This window comes from Micromonospora sp. HK10 (assembly GCF_000982955.1).
GTDB lineage: Bacteria > Actinomycetota > Actinomycetes > Mycobacteriales > Micromonosporaceae > Micromonospora.
Genome location: NZ_KQ058672.1, coordinates 1 through 1,954, shown reverse-complemented (window position 1 = coordinate 1,954; position 1,954 = coordinate 1). Strand labels below are relative to the sequence as shown.

1 protein-coding gene is annotated in these 1,954 nt (G+C 73.7%); it reads right to left on the bottom strand.

Annotated features, from left to right (window positions below):
* Window positions 1–1,954: type I polyketide synthase (locus LQ51_RS02835; protein WP_046563055.1), on the bottom strand; the 1,954-nt coding region annotated here is incomplete at both ends.

The window sequence follows — 1,954 nt, the reverse complement described above, 5'->3', positions numbered from 1 at the left end:
ACACGGCGGCGAGGCCGGTCATCACGGCGAACAGGACGGGTTGGACGATGTCGACGCGGGTGAGCCAGTCGGGGTTGTCGTCGTGTAGGACGGTGTGCAGGTCCCAGTCGACGTAGGGGCGTAGTGCGGTGGCGCAGGCGTCGAGGTGGGCGGCGAAGACCGGGCTGTGTTGGGCGAGTTCGCGGCCCATGCCGAGCCACTGTCCGCCCTGGCCGGGGAACACGAACACCACCCGGCCGTGGTGCGCGGCGGTGTGCTGGAGCAGGGCGGGGTGCGGCCGGTCCTCGGCGAGCGCCCGCAGCGCGTCGACCGGCTCGGCACCGGGCAGCACCGCCGCCCGCTGGGCGAATGCGGCCCGCCCGGTGACCAGCGCCGCCGCGACCGCCGCCGGCTCGATCTCCGGGTGCGCCTGCGCGTACGCCATCAGGCGGGCCGCCTGGTCGCGCAGCGCGGCCGGGGTCTTCGCGGAGAGCAACCAGGGCAGCGGCACGCCCGGCGGTGTGCGGTCCGGGCCGGTGAGCGCGGCCAGCCTGGCGTCCACCACGGCGGGGACGGGCCCCGCCTCGGACGGCGGCCGGTCGCCCGCCGGTGCCTGCTCGATGATCACGTGGGCGTTGGTGCCGCTGATGCCGAACGACGAGACGCCGGCCCGGCGGGGGTGACCGGTGTCGGGCCAGGGTTGGGCGTCGGTGAGCAGGGCGACCGCGCCGGCCGTCCAGTCGATCCGGCTGCTCGGCCGCTCGGCGTGCAGGGTCTTCGGTAGGACGCCGTGGCGGATGGCCTGGACCATCTTGATGATGCCGGCGACGCCGGCGGCGGCCTGGGTGTGGCCGATGTTGGATTTGATCGAGCCGAGCCAGAGTGGTTGGTCGCGGTCCTGGCCGTAGGTGGCGAGGAGGGCTTGGGCTTCGATGGGGTCGCCGAGGTTGGTGCCGGTGCCGTGGGCTTCGACGGCGTCGACGTCGGTGGGAGCCAGTCGGGCGTTGACCAGGGCCTGCTGGATGACCCGTTCCTGCGCGGGTCCGTTGGGGGCGGTGAGGCCGTTGCTGGCGCCGTCCTGGTTGACCGCGGAGCCGCGGATGACGGCGAGGATGTGGTGGCCGTTGCGCTGGGCGTCCGACAGCCGCTCCAGCAGGATGAGGCCGGCGCCCTCACCCCAGCCGGTGCCGTCCGCTCCCTCGGCGAAGGACTTGCAGCGGCCGTCGGCCGACAGGCCTCGCTGCCGGGCGAACTCGACGAACGTGCCCGGGGTGGCCATCACGGTGACCCCGCCGGCCAGCGCGAGGTTGCACTCCCCGTTGCGCAGCGACTGGATGGCGAGGTGCGTGGCGACCAACGACGACGAGCAGGCCGTGTCCAGGGTGACCGCCGGCCCCTGCAGCCCGAGCGTGTACGCCAGGCGTCCGGAGGCCACGCTGCCGGCGCTGCCGTTACCCAGATAGCCCTCGAATCCCTCCGGCACCTGCTGGAACCGGGTCGCGTAGTCGTTGTACATGACGCCGGTGAACACGCCGGTGGGGGTGGCGCGTAGGCGGTCGGGGTCGATGCCGGCGCGTTCGAGGGTTTCCCAGGCGGTTTCGAGGAGGAGCCGTTGTTGGGGGTCGGTGGCTGCTGCCTCGCGGGGGCTGATGCCGAAGAAGTCGTTGTCGAATTCGTCGGCGTGGTGCAGGAACCCGCCGTGTCGGGCGTACGTGGTGCCGGGGTGGTCCGGGTCGGGGTGGTAGAGGCGGTCGAGGGGCCAGCCCCGGTTGGTGGGGAAGTCGCTGATCGCGTCCGTGCCGTCGGAGACCAGCCGCCACAGCTCGTCCGGGCTGCTCACGCCGCCGGGATAGCGGCAGGCCATCCCGACGATGGCGATCGGCTCGTCGGCGGCGACGCCCGCCGCGGCGGCCTGCGCCACCGTCCCGTCTCCGGTGGGCCGGAGCTGCCGGTGCAGGTGCTCGGCGAGGGCGTC